The sequence below is a fragment of the Croceicoccus gelatinilyticus genome (genome assembly GCF_018398395.1).
Lineage (GTDB): Bacteria > Pseudomonadota > Alphaproteobacteria > Sphingomonadales > Sphingomonadaceae > Croceicoccus > Croceicoccus gelatinilyticus.
This window is the reverse complement of record NZ_JAHCBF010000019.1, coordinates 1-15,576: the sequence shown is the minus strand read 5'-3', so window position 1 is coordinate 15,576 and position 15,576 is coordinate 1. Positions and strand designations below refer to the sequence as shown.

General features: G+C 63.3%; 19 protein-coding genes and 1 pseudogene. 10 read left to right on the top strand and 10 right to left on the bottom strand.

Annotated features, from left to right (window positions below):
- Positions 1–462: 462 nt before the first annotated feature.
- Genes KIH45_RS18375 through KIH45_RS18365 form a run of 3 tightly spaced genes read right to left on the bottom strand, consistent with a single transcriptional unit; the run spans position 463 to position 1,939 of the window.
- Entirely contained in the window at positions 463–759 is a 297-nt protein-coding gene (locus KIH45_RS18375) for a hypothetical protein (protein WP_083217030.1), read from the bottom strand.
- Complete coding sequence (locus tag KIH45_RS18370) at positions 756–1,634, bottom strand: hypothetical protein (RefSeq protein ID WP_188713495.1); 879 nt, start codon at positions 1,632–1,634, stop codon at positions 756–758. Before KIH45_RS18370 ends, KIH45_RS18375 begins: the two co-directional genes overlap by 4 nt.
- Positions 1,607–1,939 (bottom strand): mobilization protein, encoded by a 333-nt coding sequence (locus KIH45_RS18365; RefSeq protein WP_225900038.1) that lies wholly within the window; start codon positions 1,937–1,939, stop codon positions 1,607–1,609. Before KIH45_RS18365 ends, KIH45_RS18370 begins: the two co-directional genes overlap by 28 nt.
- Between KIH45_RS18365 and mobQ the strand changes: the two genes are divergently transcribed.
- From mobQ to KIH45_RS18350, 3 genes are all read left to right on the top strand, one after another.
- Complete coding sequence (mobQ, locus tag KIH45_RS18360) at positions 1,823–2,869, top strand: MobQ family relaxase (protein WP_066771022.1); 1,047 nt, start codon at positions 1,823–1,825, stop codon at positions 2,867–2,869. The genes KIH45_RS18365 and mobQ overlap by 117 nt on opposite strands.
- A gap of 63 nt (positions 2,870–2,932) precedes the next feature.
- A complete protein-coding gene (locus tag KIH45_RS18355; RefSeq protein WP_066609365.1) occupies positions 2,933–3,178 on the top strand; it encodes a type II toxin-antitoxin system ParD family antitoxin in 246 nt (81 codons plus the stop codon).
- Positions 3,171–3,461 carry a type II toxin-antitoxin system RelE/ParE family toxin gene (locus KIH45_RS18350; protein WP_066609359.1) on the top strand — a complete coding sequence of 97 codons (291 nt, stop codon included), beginning with the start codon at positions 3,171–3,173 and terminating at the stop codon, positions 3,459–3,461. The genes KIH45_RS18355 and KIH45_RS18350 overlap by 8 nt, the downstream gene beginning before the upstream one ends.
- 4 nt (positions 3,462–3,465) lie before the next feature.
- Here KIH45_RS18350 and KIH45_RS18345 read toward each other — a convergent pair whose 3' ends face one another.
- Positions 3,466–4,131 carry a hypothetical protein gene (locus KIH45_RS18345; protein WP_066771020.1) on the bottom strand — a complete coding sequence of 222 codons (666 nt, stop codon included), beginning with the start codon at positions 4,129–4,131 and terminating at the stop codon, positions 3,466–3,468.
- A gap of 165 nt (positions 4,132–4,296) precedes the next feature.
- Between KIH45_RS18345 and KIH45_RS18340 the strand changes: the two genes are divergently transcribed.
- Entirely contained in the window at positions 4,297–7,206 is a 2,910-nt protein-coding gene (locus tag KIH45_RS18340) for a Tn3 family transposase (RefSeq protein WP_048938210.1), read from the top strand.
- A 142-nt stretch (positions 7,207–7,348) separates the two neighbouring features.
- Positions 7,349–8,215, top strand: coding sequence for a recombinase family protein (locus KIH45_RS18335; protein ID WP_006953933.1), 867 nt, complete (start codon positions 7,349–7,351; stop codon positions 8,213–8,215).
- Between the two features lie 563 nt (positions 8,216–8,778).
- Here KIH45_RS18335 and KIH45_RS18330 read toward each other — a convergent pair.
- The 3 genes from KIH45_RS18330 to KIH45_RS18320 all read right to left on the bottom strand — a co-directional run bounded on the left by KIH45_RS18330 (position 8,779) and on the right by KIH45_RS18320 (position 10,455).
- Positions 8,779–9,093, bottom strand: coding sequence for a ribbon-helix-helix domain-containing protein (locus tag KIH45_RS18330; protein WP_011950393.1), 315 nt, complete (start codon positions 9,091–9,093; stop codon positions 8,779–8,781).
- Entirely contained in the window at positions 9,090–9,743 is a 654-nt protein-coding gene (gene parA / locus KIH45_RS18325; RefSeq protein ID WP_011950392.1) for a ParA family partition ATPase, read from the bottom strand. The genes KIH45_RS18330 and parA overlap by 4 nt, the downstream gene beginning before the upstream one ends.
- Positions 9,744–9,825: 82 nt before the next feature.
- Entirely contained in the window at positions 9,826–10,455 is a 630-nt protein-coding gene (locus KIH45_RS18320) for a transcription elongation protein SprT (protein ID WP_011950391.1), read from the bottom strand.
- Positions 10,456–10,873: 418 nt separating this feature from the next.
- Here KIH45_RS18320 and KIH45_RS18315 point away from each other — a divergent pair, with 418 nt between their 5' ends.
- The 3 genes from KIH45_RS18315 to KIH45_RS18305 are packed head-to-tail and all read left to right on the top strand — an operon-like array spanning position 10,874 to position 12,038.
- Positions 10,874–11,140, top strand: coding sequence for a type II toxin-antitoxin system RelB/DinJ family antitoxin (locus KIH45_RS18315; protein WP_011950390.1), 267 nt, complete (start codon positions 10,874–10,876; stop codon positions 11,138–11,140).
- Positions 11,127–11,408 carry a type II toxin-antitoxin system YafQ family toxin gene (locus tag KIH45_RS18310; protein ID WP_004212931.1) on the top strand — a complete coding sequence of 94 codons (282 nt, stop codon included), beginning with the start codon at positions 11,127–11,129 and terminating at the stop codon, positions 11,406–11,408. The genes KIH45_RS18315 and KIH45_RS18310 overlap by 14 nt, the downstream gene beginning before the upstream one ends.
- 9 nt (positions 11,409–11,417) lie before the next feature.
- Positions 11,418–12,038 (top strand): histidine phosphatase family protein, encoded by a 621-nt coding sequence (locus KIH45_RS18305; RefSeq protein WP_019086510.1) that lies wholly within the window; start codon positions 11,418–11,420, stop codon positions 12,036–12,038.
- Here KIH45_RS18305 and KIH45_RS18300 read toward each other — a convergent pair.
- The 3 genes from KIH45_RS18300 to KIH45_RS18290 are packed head-to-tail and all read right to left on the bottom strand — an operon-like array spanning position 12,035 to position 13,789.
- Positions 12,035–12,997, bottom strand: a complete 963-nt coding sequence (locus tag KIH45_RS18300) for a tyrosine-type recombinase/integrase (RefSeq protein WP_041380120.1) — start codon at positions 12,995–12,997, stop codon at positions 12,035–12,037. The two genes, KIH45_RS18305 and KIH45_RS18300, sit on opposite strands and share 4 nt — an antisense overlap.
- Positions 12,994–13,389 carry a CopG family transcriptional regulator gene (locus KIH45_RS18295; RefSeq protein ID WP_041380118.1) on the bottom strand — a complete coding sequence of 132 codons (396 nt, stop codon included), beginning with the start codon at positions 13,387–13,389 and terminating at the stop codon, positions 12,994–12,996. Before KIH45_RS18295 ends, KIH45_RS18300 begins: the two co-directional genes overlap by 4 nt.
- A gap of 37 nt (positions 13,390–13,426) precedes the next feature.
- The gene (locus tag KIH45_RS18290) at positions 13,427–13,789 is read right to left on the bottom strand and encodes a DUF7673 family protein (protein ID WP_041380198.1); all 363 of its coding nucleotides are present in this window, start codon (positions 13,787–13,789) and stop codon (positions 13,427–13,429) included.
- A 255-nt stretch (positions 13,790–14,044) separates the two neighbouring features.
- Between KIH45_RS18290 and KIH45_RS18285 the strand changes: the two genes are divergently transcribed.
- Positions 14,045–14,413, top strand: a complete 369-nt coding sequence (locus KIH45_RS18285; protein ID WP_158305177.1) for a hypothetical protein — start codon at positions 14,045–14,047, stop codon at positions 14,411–14,413.
- A gap of 57 nt (positions 14,414–14,470) precedes the next feature.
- Positions 14,471–15,502 (top strand): annotated as a pseudogene (locus KIH45_RS18280) (TolC family protein); the annotation flags it as partial.
- Positions 15,503–15,576 lie beyond the last annotated feature (74 nt).

The window sequence follows — 15,576 nt, the reverse complement described above, 5'->3', positions numbered from 1 at the left end:
AATATCATATTTAAGGGCAAAGCAAGGCCGTTGATTTCGTTGGATTTCTCATCTCACAATTAAGGGCTACGCGACAACAATCGTTCGATGCGACAACACGGTCAAGTATCATGAGATGAGCGCGGCTAGCTCCTCACTTCACGCACCCCATTTCTCACGATACCCCACCCCATTTCTCACGATACCCCACCCCATTTCTCACGATACCCCACCCCAAAACTCATGATACCCCACCCCATTCCTCATAATAGGCTGGAATCGGCCTTTAAAATCAGTGGGATGCGACCCCCTTGAATCATAGAATCTAGAATCATGAATCACCGCGCGCGGAACGGAGGAGATTTAGATGGAATCGGCCAAAGGCCGATACGCCGATGGTGCGTGCCGGCTACGCCGTCACAGAGGCGGCCTATCGGCCGCTAGCTTGGCGAGGAAGGAGTTGGGAGCGAGGACGGTCCGCGATCATTCGGCGGTCGTCACGCGGCGAGGGGGTTTGCCGTTGCCATCGTGGACAACGACCGCGGACACGCCCGAGGCGGCAATGCGATCGATCAGGCGATCGGCATCCTCGTACTGGTCGCTTGGCCAGTCGCGGGCGACGTGGACGCGACCGTCGCCGATTTCGAGCGTCAGGTGCGAAATCGAAGGATCGAGGTCGAGCAGCCGCGCCATGTCGGCTTGGGTTTCGAGCGTGATGTGCCGGAGATCATCGCCGGTCATGATGAGCTGCCAGGTGCGGGTGCGATCATCGAAGCTCAAGGCCTGTACCATCCTGTGGTCGGCGCGGCGTAGCAAACGCGCTGACCGTCCTGTTTGGTTTTACTCCATCCCTTGCCCGAGCAGTTCGCGATGAGGGGGATGGTGGAAGTGCTGGTCTGGTCGAGCTGCCGGGCGAGCTTGCCGTTGACGGTGTTCGCCCAGCTGGCCGCAGCTACCTCGTCGCGGGCGCGGGCATAGCCCGATGCTTCACCGGCCCCGTTCCCGAGGTGATAGCCGTAGCCCAGCGCAACAGGCACCAGCAGGGCGAAGCCGGCGAGCGCGCCGTTCCACCACCTGTCCCACCGGCGCCGGCGCAGCTCATGGACGCGGCGATCGGCGGCATCGGCGGCAAGACGATCGTTCAGGGCGGCGTGCGCGGCCGTGTCAGCATCGATCCGACGCCGCAGGGTCTCTCCCGCCCCGGCAAGGCCGTCTGCGGCCCCATGGCGCGCTCCAGCCTCCGCACGGGCTGCCAGAACCGCAGGATCGACCAGGCGGGCCGCTATGGCCGTGTCGCGGGCTTCCTCATCCTCGGCGCGCTGTGCGTCCCTGGCGGCGGCATCGGCGAGGCTGGCGCGCACGTCGGTCACCAGGTCGCGCAGGGTGCCGAAACCGGCAAGGATGCGCTGGATGTTGGTATCGAGGTGGGAGAAGAAGCTGTGCGCCTGGGCGGCGTCGGCGGCACCGCGCGCGCGACCGGCAGCAGAGGGCGGTGGGTCGGTGGGCATGTCGAACTCGGCCGGGTCGAACTTGCCGGTCGGGGGATCGTGGCGATCGGACCCGAGCAGATCACGCCCCCTTCCGCGTTCTACCGGGCGGCGGGGATCGTCGTCGCGGTCGCGGTCCATCAGCGGTCCTCCCCGGGCAGTGTCCACCCCTCGAACGGTTTCCTGTCCTGATCGCGGCTGATGCGGTGGGTCAGCTCGGTGACGATGCCGGCGAACCGCTGATCCTTGGTGGCGGCATCGAGTAGCAGGCCACCCAAGATGATCTTGCGGCGGGTATCGAGGCGACGGCCTTCGGTGGCGATCCGGGCGTTGAGCGCATCGAGGCGAGCCTTGGCCTGGGCAAGACGCTTCTTCGCCAGTTCGACAGATTCGGGAGTGGGGGCAGCGCGGTCGCGGCGGTCGCGTATCGTGCCGGCGTCTGCCTCGAAAACGAGCGCGACGGCCTGGTGCATGACTATACGCGGCGGGGCGGTGTCGAGGATACGTTCATCGTTGCGCCGGAAGGTGCGGAGTGGGCGCAGGACCGCTCCGCGCTGTGGAACGCAGCGGAGGCGGCGGAGAAGCGCAAGGACGCCAAGGTGGCGCGGGAGTATGAGCTGGCGCTGCCGGCCGAGCTAGACGCCGGCCAGCGCCGCGACCTGGTTCGTGCTTTCGCGGAGGATATCCGCGACCGCTACGGGGTGGCGGTCGATGCGGCTATCCATGCCCCCCATGATTACGGCGACGATCGCAACCACCATGCGCATGTCATGACGACGACGCGGATGGTGGACGCGCAGGGGCTGGGGGCGAAGACGCGCCAGCTCGACGTGCGATCGTCAGCGTCGATCGAGGTGGAGGAGATCCGGGCGAGCTGGGCGGCGCAGGTCAACGATGCGCTAGAACTGGCGCAGGTTGCCGAGCGGGTCGATCATCGCAGCTATGCCCGTCAGGGCGTCGAGATGGAGCCGACCGTGAAGATGGGCCATGCGTCAGCCGCGATCGAGCGTCGCGCCGAGCGCGAGCAGATCGCGGCCGGCGAGGAGCCGCACGCTGTCACTCCGCGCGGGCAGATGAACGAGGCGATCGAGGAGAAGCGCGGGCTGGGGGTCTATCTCGAGCGCGGGCGGGAGTGGCTGCAGGAGATGGGGCAGCGGGTGCGCGACCAAGCCGAGCTGGCGGCGCATGGCATGGCGAGCCTGGTGCAGGGCGCGGCGCGGACGATGCGGGCGGGGTTGCAGACTAGTGCCGGCGACGGGTTCGATGCGCTACCGGCGCTCGACCAGTCACCCCGGCGAGAACAGACGCCGGCGCTCGATCATGGTCAGGACGAGCGCGATCGACAGCGACAACGCCAGCGCGGGCATGACCGCGATGGGCCGGCTATCGGGTTCGGGCGGTAGCAGCTTTGAAAGCATCATAGCGTATGCTAAAACGCACCAATAGTATGATTCATGGAGGCTAATATGGCGACCGTGCGCAAGACCATTACCCTAACCGAACAGCAAAATTCATGGATTGCCGCCCAGATCGACGCAGGCAGCTACACCAACGACAGCGAGGCGATCCGCGACCTCATCCGGCGTGAGCAGGAGCGCGGACTCGAGATCGAGAGTATTCGTCAGGCGCTGATCGAGGGTGAGCAGAGTGGGGAGCCGGAGCTGTTCGATTTCGCTGCGTTCAAGCGGCGCAAAGCCGAGCAGCATGGCTGAATACCGGCTTAGTCCGAGAGCGCAGCGCGACCTCGACACGATATTCGACTACACCGTGGCGCATTGGGATTTGTCCCAGGCGATGCGCTACACCGACCTCATCGAAGCCGCTTGCGCCAATCTGGCCGAAGCGCCGCAGCAGGCGCAGGGCTGCGCCAATATCCGGCCCGGTTATCGGCGGCGGGGCGTCGAGCAGCATGTCATCTATTTTCGGCTGACCAGCTACGGCATCGCCGTTATCCGTATCCTGCATCAGCGCATGGATGCGGCCCGCCACCTGTAAATGTTCAGGGTTCCTCCTTACGTCCCTCCATGTCGTAAAGCATTACATCGTCACGCCCCGTCATCATTCCATATTTGAGGGAAGTCGTGTTGATTGTTGCCAAGCTGTTCTCAACGACCATCGTGGTGACGTGAAGACAATCGAGGTAGCGAAGGGTGGGTTCGACGCTATTTTCTCTCATGTAACGGACTACGAAATCCGGTGACCAAACCACGCCGCCGCCCTGTTGACCGACTAAAACGTCATTGGTCTGGAGGGAGTGAGACGCGCCACCCTGTCCGTTCTGAAAGATGCTTTCTCGGATCATCTTGCCATTGATGGATTGGCAGGAGTAGCCGCCTCGAACGGCATCGTCTCCAATACCGATTGCCGGATCGGTGTAACGGGCTTTGATATACCGGCTCGCGAAGACCGTAGGCGGTTCCATGTCGCCGACCTGGACCAGCGTCGATGCGCTCAAGCAATCCCACCGGCCCTTACTCGGCCAGCACCGCTCGGCCTGTTCGTTCGCGAATTTCTCGCTCGGCGACGCCTCCAACCAACCCCAACTCCCATCGGGGAGCTTCTTCCAAGGATGTTTCGGCGTCTGTTCTACGGCCTGCTTTTGGCCGTTGTCGGAGGCTGCATGACAACCGGCAACGGCTAATGCTGCGATGACAAGAAATCTCATTTTCAGCCTACTGCTTGTTCGGGAAGCGGAAGGTCACTTCCTGGCCCAGTCGGCCCCAAGCTGCGATTTTGGCCAAGTCGGAGAACGTTTTGGGAACGTGGCATTCGGTATTGACGATGGAAATCATAGAAGAGGACAGTTCGCTCCATCATAGGGAGTGGGTTGATGGATCGGAGTATTCCGGGCGGGGATTTGATCGGACGATGGAGCCTGAGCTTTGCCGATATTGATTTTGTAAATTCGAAGCCGGCCCTGACGCGCCTTGGCCTCGCCGCGCAGCTGAAATTCTTCGCTTCCCTGGGGTTTTTCGCGATCGATCCCGGCTCAATCCCTACCGATGGCCTCTCGTATCTGGCCGAGCAACTCGGTGTCGAGGCTGGCGAGATAGCCGGTTATGACTTTTCCAGTCGGACAGCACGACGGCATTGTGCGGAGATCCTGATCCATCTTGGATATCACCGCATGAAGCGGGTGGATCGCGCGCAATTGACGGAATGGATTGCTGGCGAGCTGTGCCCGGGCGGCCAGTCGATCAATGCCATGCTTGAGCATGTTTTCCTGTGGTGCCGGGACCGGCGTATTTATGGGCCGTCGCGCAAGGAGCTTGAACGTGTCGTTCGCTCACAACGGCAAGATTATCTGGACACCTGGCTGATCGGAACCAGTGATCGGCTTTCGTCAGATGCGGTGGCGTTATTGGAAGCCTCGCTTGCCGATCCGGACAGCTCGACCGGATTCAACAGGATGAAGGGTGACGCCGGACAGGCAACGCTCGACAACATTCTCGACGTGACCGAGAAACTCGCCTTTATCCAGAGACTTGATCTTCCCCATGATCTCCTGACGGCTACGGGCAAGCCATGGGTCGATCAGATTGTTCGCCGCGTTGCCGGTGAAAAGGCCTCGGAGATGCGCCGGCATGCGCCGGCGCGACAGCTCGGCCTTTATGCGATTTATCTAATGTCGCGGGAGGCGCAACTCACTGACGCGATGATCGACCTGCTGATCGAAACCGTTCACAAGATCGGAACGCGCTCGAAACGCAAGGTGGTGGGCGATATCGCGAAAGACATCGAGCGGGTCTATGGAAAGGAGCGCCTGCTGGTCGAGATCGCCAGCGCCTCGATCAATGAACCATCGGGGCGCATCTGCGATGTCATTTTCCCGATCGCCGGTAAGGCCAAGCTGGCGGCGATCGTCAAGGAGAGCCATGCGAAGGGCGCTCTGGACCGGCGCATCTACAAGGTGATGCGTGGTTCCTGGGCCAATCATTACCGGCGCATGCTGCCAAGCCTGCTTTCCGTACTTGAGTTCCGGTCGAACAACGCGGTGTGGCGGCCGGTCCTGGCGGCCCTCGACTGGATCAGGAGCAAGGTGGATGGCGGATGCCGCTTCGTGCCATTGCAGGATGTTCCGATCGATGAGGTGATTCCAGCGCGATGGCGCAGTTCCGTCATTGATGACGATGGGCGGGTAAACCGGATCAGCTATGAGCTTTGCGTCCTGACGCAACTGCGCGACCGCATCCGCTCCAAAGAAATCTGGGTGGTCGGGGCGGATCGCTATCGCAATCCCGATGACGATCTTCCCAAGGACTTCGAGATCAGGCGAGATGCGTACTATTCCGGCCTCAGCCTGACGCCAGATGCGCAGGCGTTTTGCGCCTCGATCCGGGAGGAGCTTGAACGGGAACTGTTGCTCCTCAATGCCAATATTCCACAAAACGACAAGGTCCGGCTCCTGTGGCGCGGCGACAACCGGATATCGATTACACCGTTCAAGCCCTTGCCCGAACCGAAGGGTCTCGCTTCGATCAAAAGCGAGATCGGTCAGCGCTGGCCGATGACCGGACTGCTGGACGTGTTGAAAGAGGCTGCTCTGGACACGGGATTGATGGATGCTTTCGAAACGTCGGCCTCGCGGGTTACCCTGTCGAAAGCAGCCTTGGCTCAGCGTCTTTTGCTGTGTCTCTATGGCTTGGGCACGAACGCCGGGCTCAAGCGGGTCGCTGGCGCAACACCCGATGTCAGTTACGAGGAATTGCTGCATGTCCATCGCCGTTTCATCCACGCGCCAGCGCTGAGGGAGGCGTGCGCGCGGGTAGCAAACGCGACACTGGCAATCCGCAATGCCGCAGTATGGGGAGATGCGGGCACGGCATGCGCGTCCGATTCAACGAAGTTCGGCGCGTGGGACCGCAACCTGATGACGGAATGGCACGCCCGCTATGGCGGCCGTGGCGTCATGATCTACTGGCATGTGGAGAAGCGCGCGACCTGCGTTTATTCCCAGCTCAAGCGGTGCTCTTCCTCGGAGGTCGCCTCCATGATCGAAGGCGTGCTACGCCATTGCACCGACATGGAAATCCAGCGCCAGTACGTCGATAGCCACGGCCAGAGCGCAGTCGGCTTTGCGTTCTGCCGACTCCTTGGATTTGAGCTTGCCCCGCGGCTGAAAGCAGTGGCACGCCAGAAACTGGCCCTTCCCCAAGCCGGCATGCGCACGCGGCTTTCCAATTTACTGCCGATCCTCTCCAGCCCGATCGACTGGGACGAGATCGAGCAACAATATGACGAAATGGTCAAATATGCCGCTGCCATGCAATCGCGCACCGCCGATCCGGAAGCGATCCTGCTCCGGTTTGCCAGAGCCGAAGTGATGCACCCGACCTACAAGGCGCTGAGTGAACTCGGCCGCGCGGTCAAAACAATCTTCCTATGCCGGTATTTGCGTCAGGAGGCATTCCGCCGCGAGATCCACGAAGGGCTGAATGTGGTTGAGAACTGGAACGGCGCTAATGGTTTCGTGTTCTTCGGCAAGGGCGGCGAGATCGCCACCAACCGCATCCATGAGCAGGAAATCTCCGTTCTGGCGCTACACCTCCTGCAAGCGTCGCTGGTGTATGTGAACACCCGCATGCTTCAGACCGTACTGGTTGAGCCGAAGTGGGCGGGGCGGATGACGCCGGAAGATTATCGTGGTCTCACGCCGTTGATCTACAGTCATGTGAACCCTTATGGCCGCTTCGACCTCGACCTGAACGACCGGATTGATTTTGGACGGCTTGCAGCGTGAGGCGGCTGATCGGCCTATAACATTTGGGTACACCCCAGAGTGATAGGGCCGAGTGACACCATTCGTCTGTCACAAAAGGGTGGGTTTGCGCTCAATGTGACGATACACTGCAAGAGCCACCCTAATGTGACGGATTTTGCACTTGGCTCGTATCGGATATGCCCGCGTCAGCACCACGGACCAGGATCTGGATATCCAGATTGGCCGCCTCAAGAATGCAGGTTGCGAAATTATCCGTTCCGAGACCGGATCGGGGGCCTCGCGGAGCGGGCGCACGGAACTGGAAACGATCATGCAGTTTATGCACACCGGCGACGAGCTGGTCGTGCTGCGGCTCGACCGGCTCGGCCGCTCCACGCGCGATGTCCTGAACCTGGTGCATGAGCTTGATGAAAAGGGAGCTTCGCTGCGCATCCTTGAGCCAGAGGTGACGACGGCGGGCGACATGGGGCGAATGGTCATCACCATACTCGGCATGGTCGCCGATATGGAGCTGAAGTTCATCAAGGATCGTCAGCGCGCCGGGATCGAAGCGGCGCGCGCCGAAGGCGTTTACAAAGGCCGGAAGAAGAACGTCGATGACGATGAAATCCGCCGTCGCCTTGCCGCCGGCGCCAGCAAGGCCCGCGTTGCCCGCGACCTGAAGGTCTCACGAATGACCGTCTATCGGGCGCTCGACATTATTCCGTCACAGACCAAACTGCCGGAAAAGCCGCCCACTGCCAGCATCGCCCTGCATCTGATTATCGAGAACTTCAACAAGCGTGGAAGAGGTAGAAAACCCGCTCGGGAGCGGATTGAGGCGATGCTGGAACGCGACTACGCCATGGTAAAAAACGGCAATTGTGATTACAAACTGACCGTCGCCTATGACCCCGATCCGGATGGCATTTCCCTTGATGAGGAAATCCAAAGCCTCCTCTCCGAGATGTTCAACATCGCAGAGAGCTACAATTGCTCCATGGAAGCCGATATCTACGAGGTCGGTGGTCAGCAACGGTCCTGGTAGAATCAATCAAGCGTTCAGTGTTCGTTCTTCAACCTGGCCAAAATCGCAGCTTCGGGCCGACTGGGCCTAATAACTACCATGGCGTGATTGCTTCGCCGAAAATCGTGGCGGCAATAGGACAGTGTCGTGGCGTTAACTGCCATGTTTGCATGTGAACATGACGACATTGAGTTTAACTTCGGCCCAGGCTCCTTCCGATCAACCAAAGGTGGAAAACATGGGCCGCCACGAACGCGCCTCCAATAAAGATCAGGGACGGTAACAGCATCCCCTCCTGCCCCGGCCTCGGCGTTAGGGTCATCGCTGCAACATTGAACAGCCCCAGCACACAGATCGCAAGGAAGGGCGTGAAGCTGAGAGCTAGAACGCGAGGTGCGGACCAATTCACCAAATTGGAAAGCGGCTCTGATCGTGAAAGCCGCTATTGCATCGGCAGTTCCTTTCCTGCCGGAAACGGGCGTTTGCCCGGATGGACAATCCGATCATCACCAGTGCGAAGATGGCGGACACGATTAGCACGGCATGAGTTTTCCCCTAAGCTATATGTTTGCATGTGAACATGCTCACTTGCCTACAGGACTTTCCCCCATCTTTCGGAGCCAGTCGTTGAACGCCTCGGCCATCGCGTCCTGCAAGCTCATGCCGTGCTTGCGGGCGGTCATGTGCATGGCGAACGACATTTCCGGGCTGAAATAGCCCGTCATCGCCTTCTTGCCCTGACGGCTCGGCGCAACCGGGCTGCTGCTCGAACTGCTGCCGGTGCCTACGCCAGTGCTGCGGGCGGTCAGCGCGGCCGCCCTTCCCTCCGGCTCGGTCGACGCCGGCGTTGGTGCGGGATCGCGATCCCGCAATGCAAGCAATGATCCCTTCCGGCTCATGCGCTGGCCCTCCGCTTCGTTGATGCTTGCATGTTTACATGCTCGCATGTCCACTTGTAAAGCTGGCGCACCTCGTCTGCCGCCTTGCCGTCCGGCTCGATCTCCATCGCGGTTTTCCCCTCGGCCGCCGCGTGACGGAACGCGGCACGATCCGCAACACGGTGCGGGCAGGCGTCCAGCCCATAATCCTGCACAAGCTGCGTCGCTTCCTCATACATGCGCGGCGCGGTCGGGCTTCCCGCCGTGAAGATCACGAAAGCGGGCTTGCCGCGCATCTTCACAAGGCTGGCGGTCGTCTTGATCGCGGCCAGGTCGAACGCGCTCGGCCGACATGGGATCAGCACCAGGTCGGCCGCCTCGACGGCGGCGCTGGCGGCGCTGTCGGCATGGGGCGGGGTGTCGATCACGATGAACGCTGCGCCTTGCGCCCTCGCCTGCTCGATCTTGGCGGCAAGGCGAGGGGGGGCGCTGTCGATCACGACCGGGGGCGCATCCTTGCGCCACGCCGCCCACTGGCTCGCTGTCGCCTGCGGGTCGAGGTCGATCACCAGCGCGGTATGGCCAGCATCCTCGGCGGCGGCGGCCAGATGCAGGGCGAGGGTGGTTTTCCCCGCACCACCCTTCTGGCTGATAATGGCGATTGTTGGCATGTGAATATCCTTACATGACCGCATGTTTGCATGTGGGCATAGTGCAAGCCGTGCCTGAATGAAAGGGGCAGGGGGAGGACGCTTAACCACCCTCGTCATCGTCGGCGTCCAGCGGCTCATGCTGCATGATCCCGTGCCCTTCAATCGGGCAAAGCGGCGCTCCGGCCAATTCCAGCCACTTGCGCGCGGTCCTCACAGTATAGCCGCACGTCGCGCACTCGCATTTCAGCATCCGGGTTTTCTGCTTCTTGGGCGCGGTCGACTCCCCGCCGGTGTCGAGATGGGCATGGGGGAGGGAGCCAGCGGCCTCAAGGATCGGTGCGATGGCCGCAAGTAAGGCGTCGCCGGGAGTGGTGGCGCGCATCGGCCCGACAAGGCCCAGCCCAAGCGCGACCCGTTTAAACGCCTTCCCATGCCCTGCCGGGATGCCGACAGCGGCATGGACCAGCTCGTGGGCGAGGATGGCGGCGATCTGCGCGGGCATGGCGTCAGGCGCATGCGCTAGGTCCGGGCGGATGAAGATTTCAAAATGCCCGTCCGCGCTGAGCCGGTTGTCCCAGCACTCACCGATCGCCTTGCCCTTCGCGCCTCTACTGGTGAAGCCGATCGCCACGCGCACGCGGTCGGGCAGGGGGGCGTCCAGCGCCTCGAACAGCGGAGCCATGCCCTGCGCCACGGCATTGAGCCAGCTTTCGCGGGTTTCGTGGGTCATCGTCTTTACTCCCTTCAAATCGCCTGTCCGGCGATGGCCATGCCATCGGCCGGAACACGGACGCCCAAGAACGCCGGCGGGAGAGGGGGGCAGCGGGAATCGACGGGGTGGAGCGGCCGCAGCGTAGCGAGGCACGGCCCGTCTATCCCGTTGCGGGGGAGAGGCGGCCGGGACCGCCTTTCCCCCTTCAAACAGGATCGGCGCCGGCGCACGCCGGCATTGCTGCGCGAGATCCGCGCAGCGATCTCGCTTCCGCCATGTGGATCGTCACCTTGGGCCAAGACCGCTTGCGGGCTTGGGGAGCGTGAGCGACTAGAGCCACGATGCCGCGTCAGCGGCAGGCGCATAATCACCGCACCCATTGCCAAAATCAGATTTTGTGACTACGTTGGGACTACGTTTTCAGAAGGAAATCCCAATGGCTGTTTCCGACACCTATGTCCGCGCCAGGATCGACAATACGACGAAGGAACGCGCCACCGCCGCGCTGGGCGCGATGGGCCTTTCGATCTCCGACGCTATCCGACTGTTGATGCTGCGTATCGCCGACGAACGGCGCTTGCCTTTCGAGGTCAAGGTTCCGAACGCCGCGACACGCGAGGCAATGGCAGAGCTGGCGGCGGGGAAGGGGACCAAGTTCGCCAGCGTCGATGCGCTGATGGCGGACCTCCGTGCGGACGATTGATCGTTCGACCCGGTTCAAGCGCGACTACAAGCGGGAATCAAAGGGCCGGCATCGAGCGACCCTCGATGCCGATCTTCTGCCTGTCCTGGCCGCGCTCGCGACCGACACGCCGCTTGATCCCAAATACCGCGACCATGATCTGAGCGGCGATTGGGCGGGCTACCGCGATTGCCACGTCAAGCCCGATCTGGTGCTGATCTACGCCAAGCCCGACGACGAAACGCTGCGCCTCGCGCGCCTTGGCTCGCATAGCGAGGTATTCGGATAGATGACGCACATGCGGGCGATCTTCATCCGCCACGGCGAATCCACCGGCAACGCCGGCGTGCCGTGCCATGATCTCGCGGCGATCGAGCTGACGGAGCGCGGCCACGAACAAGCGCGCCAGGTCGCGGCGAGCTGGACGCAAGCGCCCGCGCTCATCGTCACGTCGCCCTATACCCGCACCCGGCAGACGGCCGCGCCGACGATAGCGCGCTTTCCTGGCGTGCCGGTCGAAGTGTGGCCGATCGAAGAATTTACCTATCTGCAACCGGCGCGCTGGAACGGCACGCGCAGCGCCGAACGGATGCCGCACCTCGAACGCTATTGGAGCGCGGCCGATCCGGACTATTGCGACGGGGAAGGGGCGGAGAGTTTCCGCGCCTTGCTCGGGCGCTGCGAGGCGGCGCTGGCCCGCCTCGCGGCCATGCCGCCCGCTTCGCTCGTCTATGTGTTCGGACATGGGCAGTTCATCCAGGCCGCGCGCGCGATCGTCGCCGACGCCGATCTGGACGAGCGCGCCAAGATGCGCGCCTTCTGGCGCAAGGGCGAGCCGCCCGCGATCAGCAACGCGCAGCGGCTAGGGTTTCATTGGGATGGCGACCGCTGGGCGTGTGCGCCGGCGATCGCCGCCTAGATCAACACCCGCTCCACCTCGTCCAGCGTCACGTCATCGGGTCTCCGGTCGTAAAGCTGGGTGGTGCGCGTCGAGCTGTGGTTTGCCATCGTCGCGGCCGTCTCCAACGTGCCGCCGTTTTTCAGATAGGTGGTGATCCCGGTCGCGCGGAACGAATGGTTGCCGATCGCCGTCCCGATCTCGGCCGCGCCCGCGCGCCGGCGCACCATCGCGAACGCATTGGCTTGGGGCAGGGGGGTATCGCTGAGGCGCTTAGTGCCGCGCGCGATCGTGCGGAACAGCGGCCCTTTGCGGTCTTCGCGCAACTCGCACCCGTCGAGATATTCAGCGAGATAATGCTCAAGGTTGTGGTGGCAGGGCATTTCATGGCGCTTGCCGCCCTTCTCGTGCAGGCGCACCCAAAGCCTGCGATTCTGCACGAACACGTCCTCCACCCGCATCGCGAGCGCCGCGCCGATCCGTGCGAATGAATAGACCATCAATCCAATCAGGGCGCGGTCGCGCAGGCCCGCCGGCGTCGTCACGTCGATGGTATCGAGCAGCCGCCGCGCCTCGTCGGGGGCGAGCACCGGCGTCTTGCCGCGCCGCTGGCTATGCGCCGGCCCGCGCACCGATCCGGCAGGATTCACCGGCACGATATGGCCCGTTACCAGCCAGTCGAACAGGTGGCGCACGCCGGCGAGCTGCTGCTTGACGCTGGGCGCGGCCAGCTCGCGCCCCAGCGCCTCGACCCAGGCCGCGACGTGGAGCGGTTGCACGCCAGCGAGAGAGGCAACGCCGCGCGCCTCGCACCAGGCCAGGAAGTCGCCCGCCGCGCGCGCATAGGCACGGCGCGTATGCGGATTGCGGATGGTGACGGCGAAGAACTCAAGGAAGCGCAGCCGCGTGGCGTCGTCGGCCGCCGCGATCAAGGCCGGCAACGCCAGCGCGGGCGAGGGTAGGAGGGCGAGCTGGTTCATCGTGCGATCTTCTGCCAGCGGGCCGGCTCGCGGCGGGGCTTCGCCAGCTCCCGGCGCAATTCGTCAAACACCTCATCGGCGGGACGAACGCGGCCCGCCTTCACGTCCTCAAGCCCGCGTCCAACCGACTCGTCCAATATCCGGCGCAACAGCTCGTCGCGCAAATCGCGGTGCGGCTCCATCTCGATGAAGTTCTGGACGATCGCGAACACCGCCTCGGACGGATCAACGAAATGGCCCCGCTCGACCTGCGCCAACAGCCAATCGGCCATGTCGCCGGGTAGATACACCTCGAAACGCAGCCCGCCCCCGCGCGCCTGCTCGCGCAGCGCCTTGGCCTGGTCGCGCTCGGCGCAGTTGTCGGCAAAAGCCTCGTCGTCATTTTCGATCATGCCGGCATCCCTTTTTACGGTGGATCTTCGGAGACGTTTAAACGCTCTCGGCGGGGTCGCCGCGATAGCGCACCCAAAGGTCGTGCATCGCGTCGCGGTAACCCCAGGCATCGGCATAGGTGGTCGACTCCTGCGCCAGATAGGCCATGACCGTCAGCATATCCTCGGCAATGACGGCATCGACGTTGCAAAGATGCAGGATCGGGAAATGCCCGCACTCGTCGCCATTCCACCAGGCCAACAGAAAATCCGCGACCTTGGCCGACGCGCCGGTCTCGGCCGCGCGCGTGGGCGGCAGCGCGATCGGCAGCAAGCGGCCGATCGCCGCGCCGGCCTCATCGAAGCTTACGGTCCGGATGACAGGGCGGCGCTGCGGCGGTGTCGAGGCCGTCTCGGGCATGGCGATCATGGTCCCCTGAATGTGTGATAATGTCCTTTATCATACATAGAATGTGGCGTGAATCCCGCGCGGCACGATTGCGGTTTCGCCTCTGGCGCTGAGCCGCCATGAAAGCTCCATGATGACATTCAGATTTCGACGGGGATGGGGATGGCTGCTGCTGGCTGCGCTGACGCTCTCCACCATCAGCGACGAAATCACGGAGGCCATCCCGGCGTGGCGCGAGGCGCGATCGGTTCCTCCGGAAGTTCTACGATGACTTTGCGCGCCATTTCACTTAAACGAATCTCAATGCTGCGTAAGTTGTGGTCCCTTTTGCTTGTCATGATCGCGTCATCCCTGGTGGTGACGGGAACCGTGCACGCGCAGGAGAGACCGGGCGCTATCACGATCGAGTGCAGCGGCGCCGTGCATAGCGAAGGCGATGCCGATCAGTCGCAGGGCGATTCTGATAAGGCCGTTCCGCACCACCACGGCACATGCCATGGGCCGTCGCTGAACCTTCCCGCAACCGATGAGCTGGCGGCGATGGCCCGTGCCGGCGGTATGCGCCCATTTGCCGGTTCCGACGCGGCCATCGCATCGCGCTTGGTCGATCCTGGGCTGAGGCCGCCCACCGCCTGACATCTTCCGCTGGCCGGCATCAGCCGGCTCGACGCAATTTGTCAGGATCACCAGATAATGAAAAAGTTGATCGCGGCCGTATTGGCTGCGGCGTCCTGCGCATCGATCGCGCAGGCGCAAGCACAGGCGCAACAAGCGCCGGTCCCGGCTGCGCCAACATCGGCACAGCCCATGCCGGCTTTCACGCTCGATCAGGCCGTGTTGGCGGCAGGTGGGTCGGCACCGGCCAACGCGGCGGCAGCAGCGGGCATCGAAGCCGCACAGGCTGGACGCTCCGTCGCGGGCCTCCGCCCCAATCCGACCTTTCAGGGTCAGGTCGAGAATGTCGTGGGTTCCGGGCCTTATCGGGGGCTGCGGAGCGCTGAAACGACGGTCGGGGTTGCGATCCCGATCGAGCTGGGCGGCAAGCGAAGCGCGCGTGTCGCCGTCGCCGGCGCGCAGCTATCTCGGGCGCAGCTCCAAGCCGCGATCGCAGAGGCCGATATCCGCGTGCAGGTGACGCAGCTCTATGTCGAGGCGGTCGCGGCCGAACGCCGCTTGGCGACGGCACGCGACCAAGCCCGGATCGCGGCGGAAGTCCTGCGCGGCGCCGGGGTCCGCGTTCAGGCGGGCCGGGCATCGCCGCTCGAACAGCAGCGCGCCGACGTGGCGCGGATCAACGCGGATGCCAACGTCGAGCGGCTGACGCGGCTTGCGGAGGCGGCCAGGACCAATCTCGCGCGCCGGATCGGTCGTCCGATAGATGGCGCGCTGGACGTAACACTGCTCGATCGCCTCCCTGCCGCGACCTTCGGGCCGGTCGCCCCGCCAAGTGCGCAAGGCACGCTGGCGCTGGCGGCGGCCGATGCCGATCTGGCCATCGCCGACGCCGGCATCCGGCTTGCTCGGGCCAATCGGGTGCCCGACATCAACGTCGGACCGGCGCTGCGGCGACTGGAAGCGACCAACGACACCGCCGCGGTGTTCGCGATCTCGATCCCGATCCCGGTGTTCAACAATGGCCGGGCCGCCATCGCGCAGGCGACCGCTGAGCGGACGCGGGCGGACGCGGTGCGGCGCGTAACCGCGCTCGATGTCGAGCAGGCTATGGGTCGTGCGGCTGAGCGGAACAGGAAAGTGTCATAAGGCACTGTTTGGCTCGATACAGCGATAGATGGTGGCCG

Bases quoted from the DNA above. Each gene is read 5' to 3' on its own strand.
- KIH45_RS18305 (WP_019086510.1), top strand. From the start codon at position 11,418: ATGCGGGCGATCTTCATCCGCCACGGCGAATCCACCGGCAACGCCGGC.
- KIH45_RS18300 (WP_041380120.1), bottom strand. From the start codon at position 12,997: ATGAACCAGCTCGCCCTCCTACCCTCGCCCGCGCTGGCGTTGCCGGCC.
- KIH45_RS18285 (WP_158305177.1), top strand. From the start codon at position 14,045: ATGACTTTGCGCGCCATTTCACTTAAACGAATCTCAATGCTGCGTAAG.
- KIH45_RS18355 (WP_066609365.1), top strand. From the start codon at position 2,933: ATGGCGACCGTGCGCAAGACCATTACCCTAACCGAACAGCAAAATTCA.
- KIH45_RS18290 (WP_041380198.1), bottom strand. From the start codon at position 13,789: ATGCCCGAGACGGCCTCGACACCGCCGCAGCGCCGCCCTGTCATCCGG.
- KIH45_RS18295 (WP_041380118.1), bottom strand. From the start codon at position 13,389: ATGATCGAAAATGACGACGAGGCTTTTGCCGACAACTGCGCCGAGCGC.
- KIH45_RS18345 (WP_066771020.1), bottom strand. From the start codon at position 4,131: ATGAGATTTCTTGTCATCGCAGCATTAGCCGTTGCCGGTTGTCATGCA.
- KIH45_RS18365 (WP_225900038.1), bottom strand. From the start codon at position 1,939: ATGCACCAGGCCGTCGCGCTCGTTTTCGAGGCAGACGCCGGCACGATA.
- parA (WP_011950392.1), bottom strand. From the start codon at position 9,743: ATGCCAACAATCGCCATTATCAGCCAGAAGGGTGGTGCGGGGAAAACC.
- KIH45_RS18320 (WP_011950391.1), bottom strand. From the start codon at position 10,455: ATGACCCACGAAACCCGCGAAAGCTGGCTCAATGCCGTGGCGCAGGGC.
- KIH45_RS18330 (WP_011950393.1), bottom strand. From the start codon at position 9,093: ATGAGCCGGAAGGGATCATTGCTTGCATTGCGGGATCGCGATCCCGCA.
- KIH45_RS18315 (WP_011950390.1), top strand. From the start codon at position 10,874: ATGGCTGTTTCCGACACCTATGTCCGCGCCAGGATCGACAATACGACG.
- KIH45_RS18350 (WP_066609359.1), top strand. From the start codon at position 3,171: ATGGCTGAATACCGGCTTAGTCCGAGAGCGCAGCGCGACCTCGACACG.
- KIH45_RS18340 (WP_048938210.1), top strand. From the start codon at position 4,297: ATGGATCGGAGTATTCCGGGCGGGGATTTGATCGGACGATGGAGCCTG.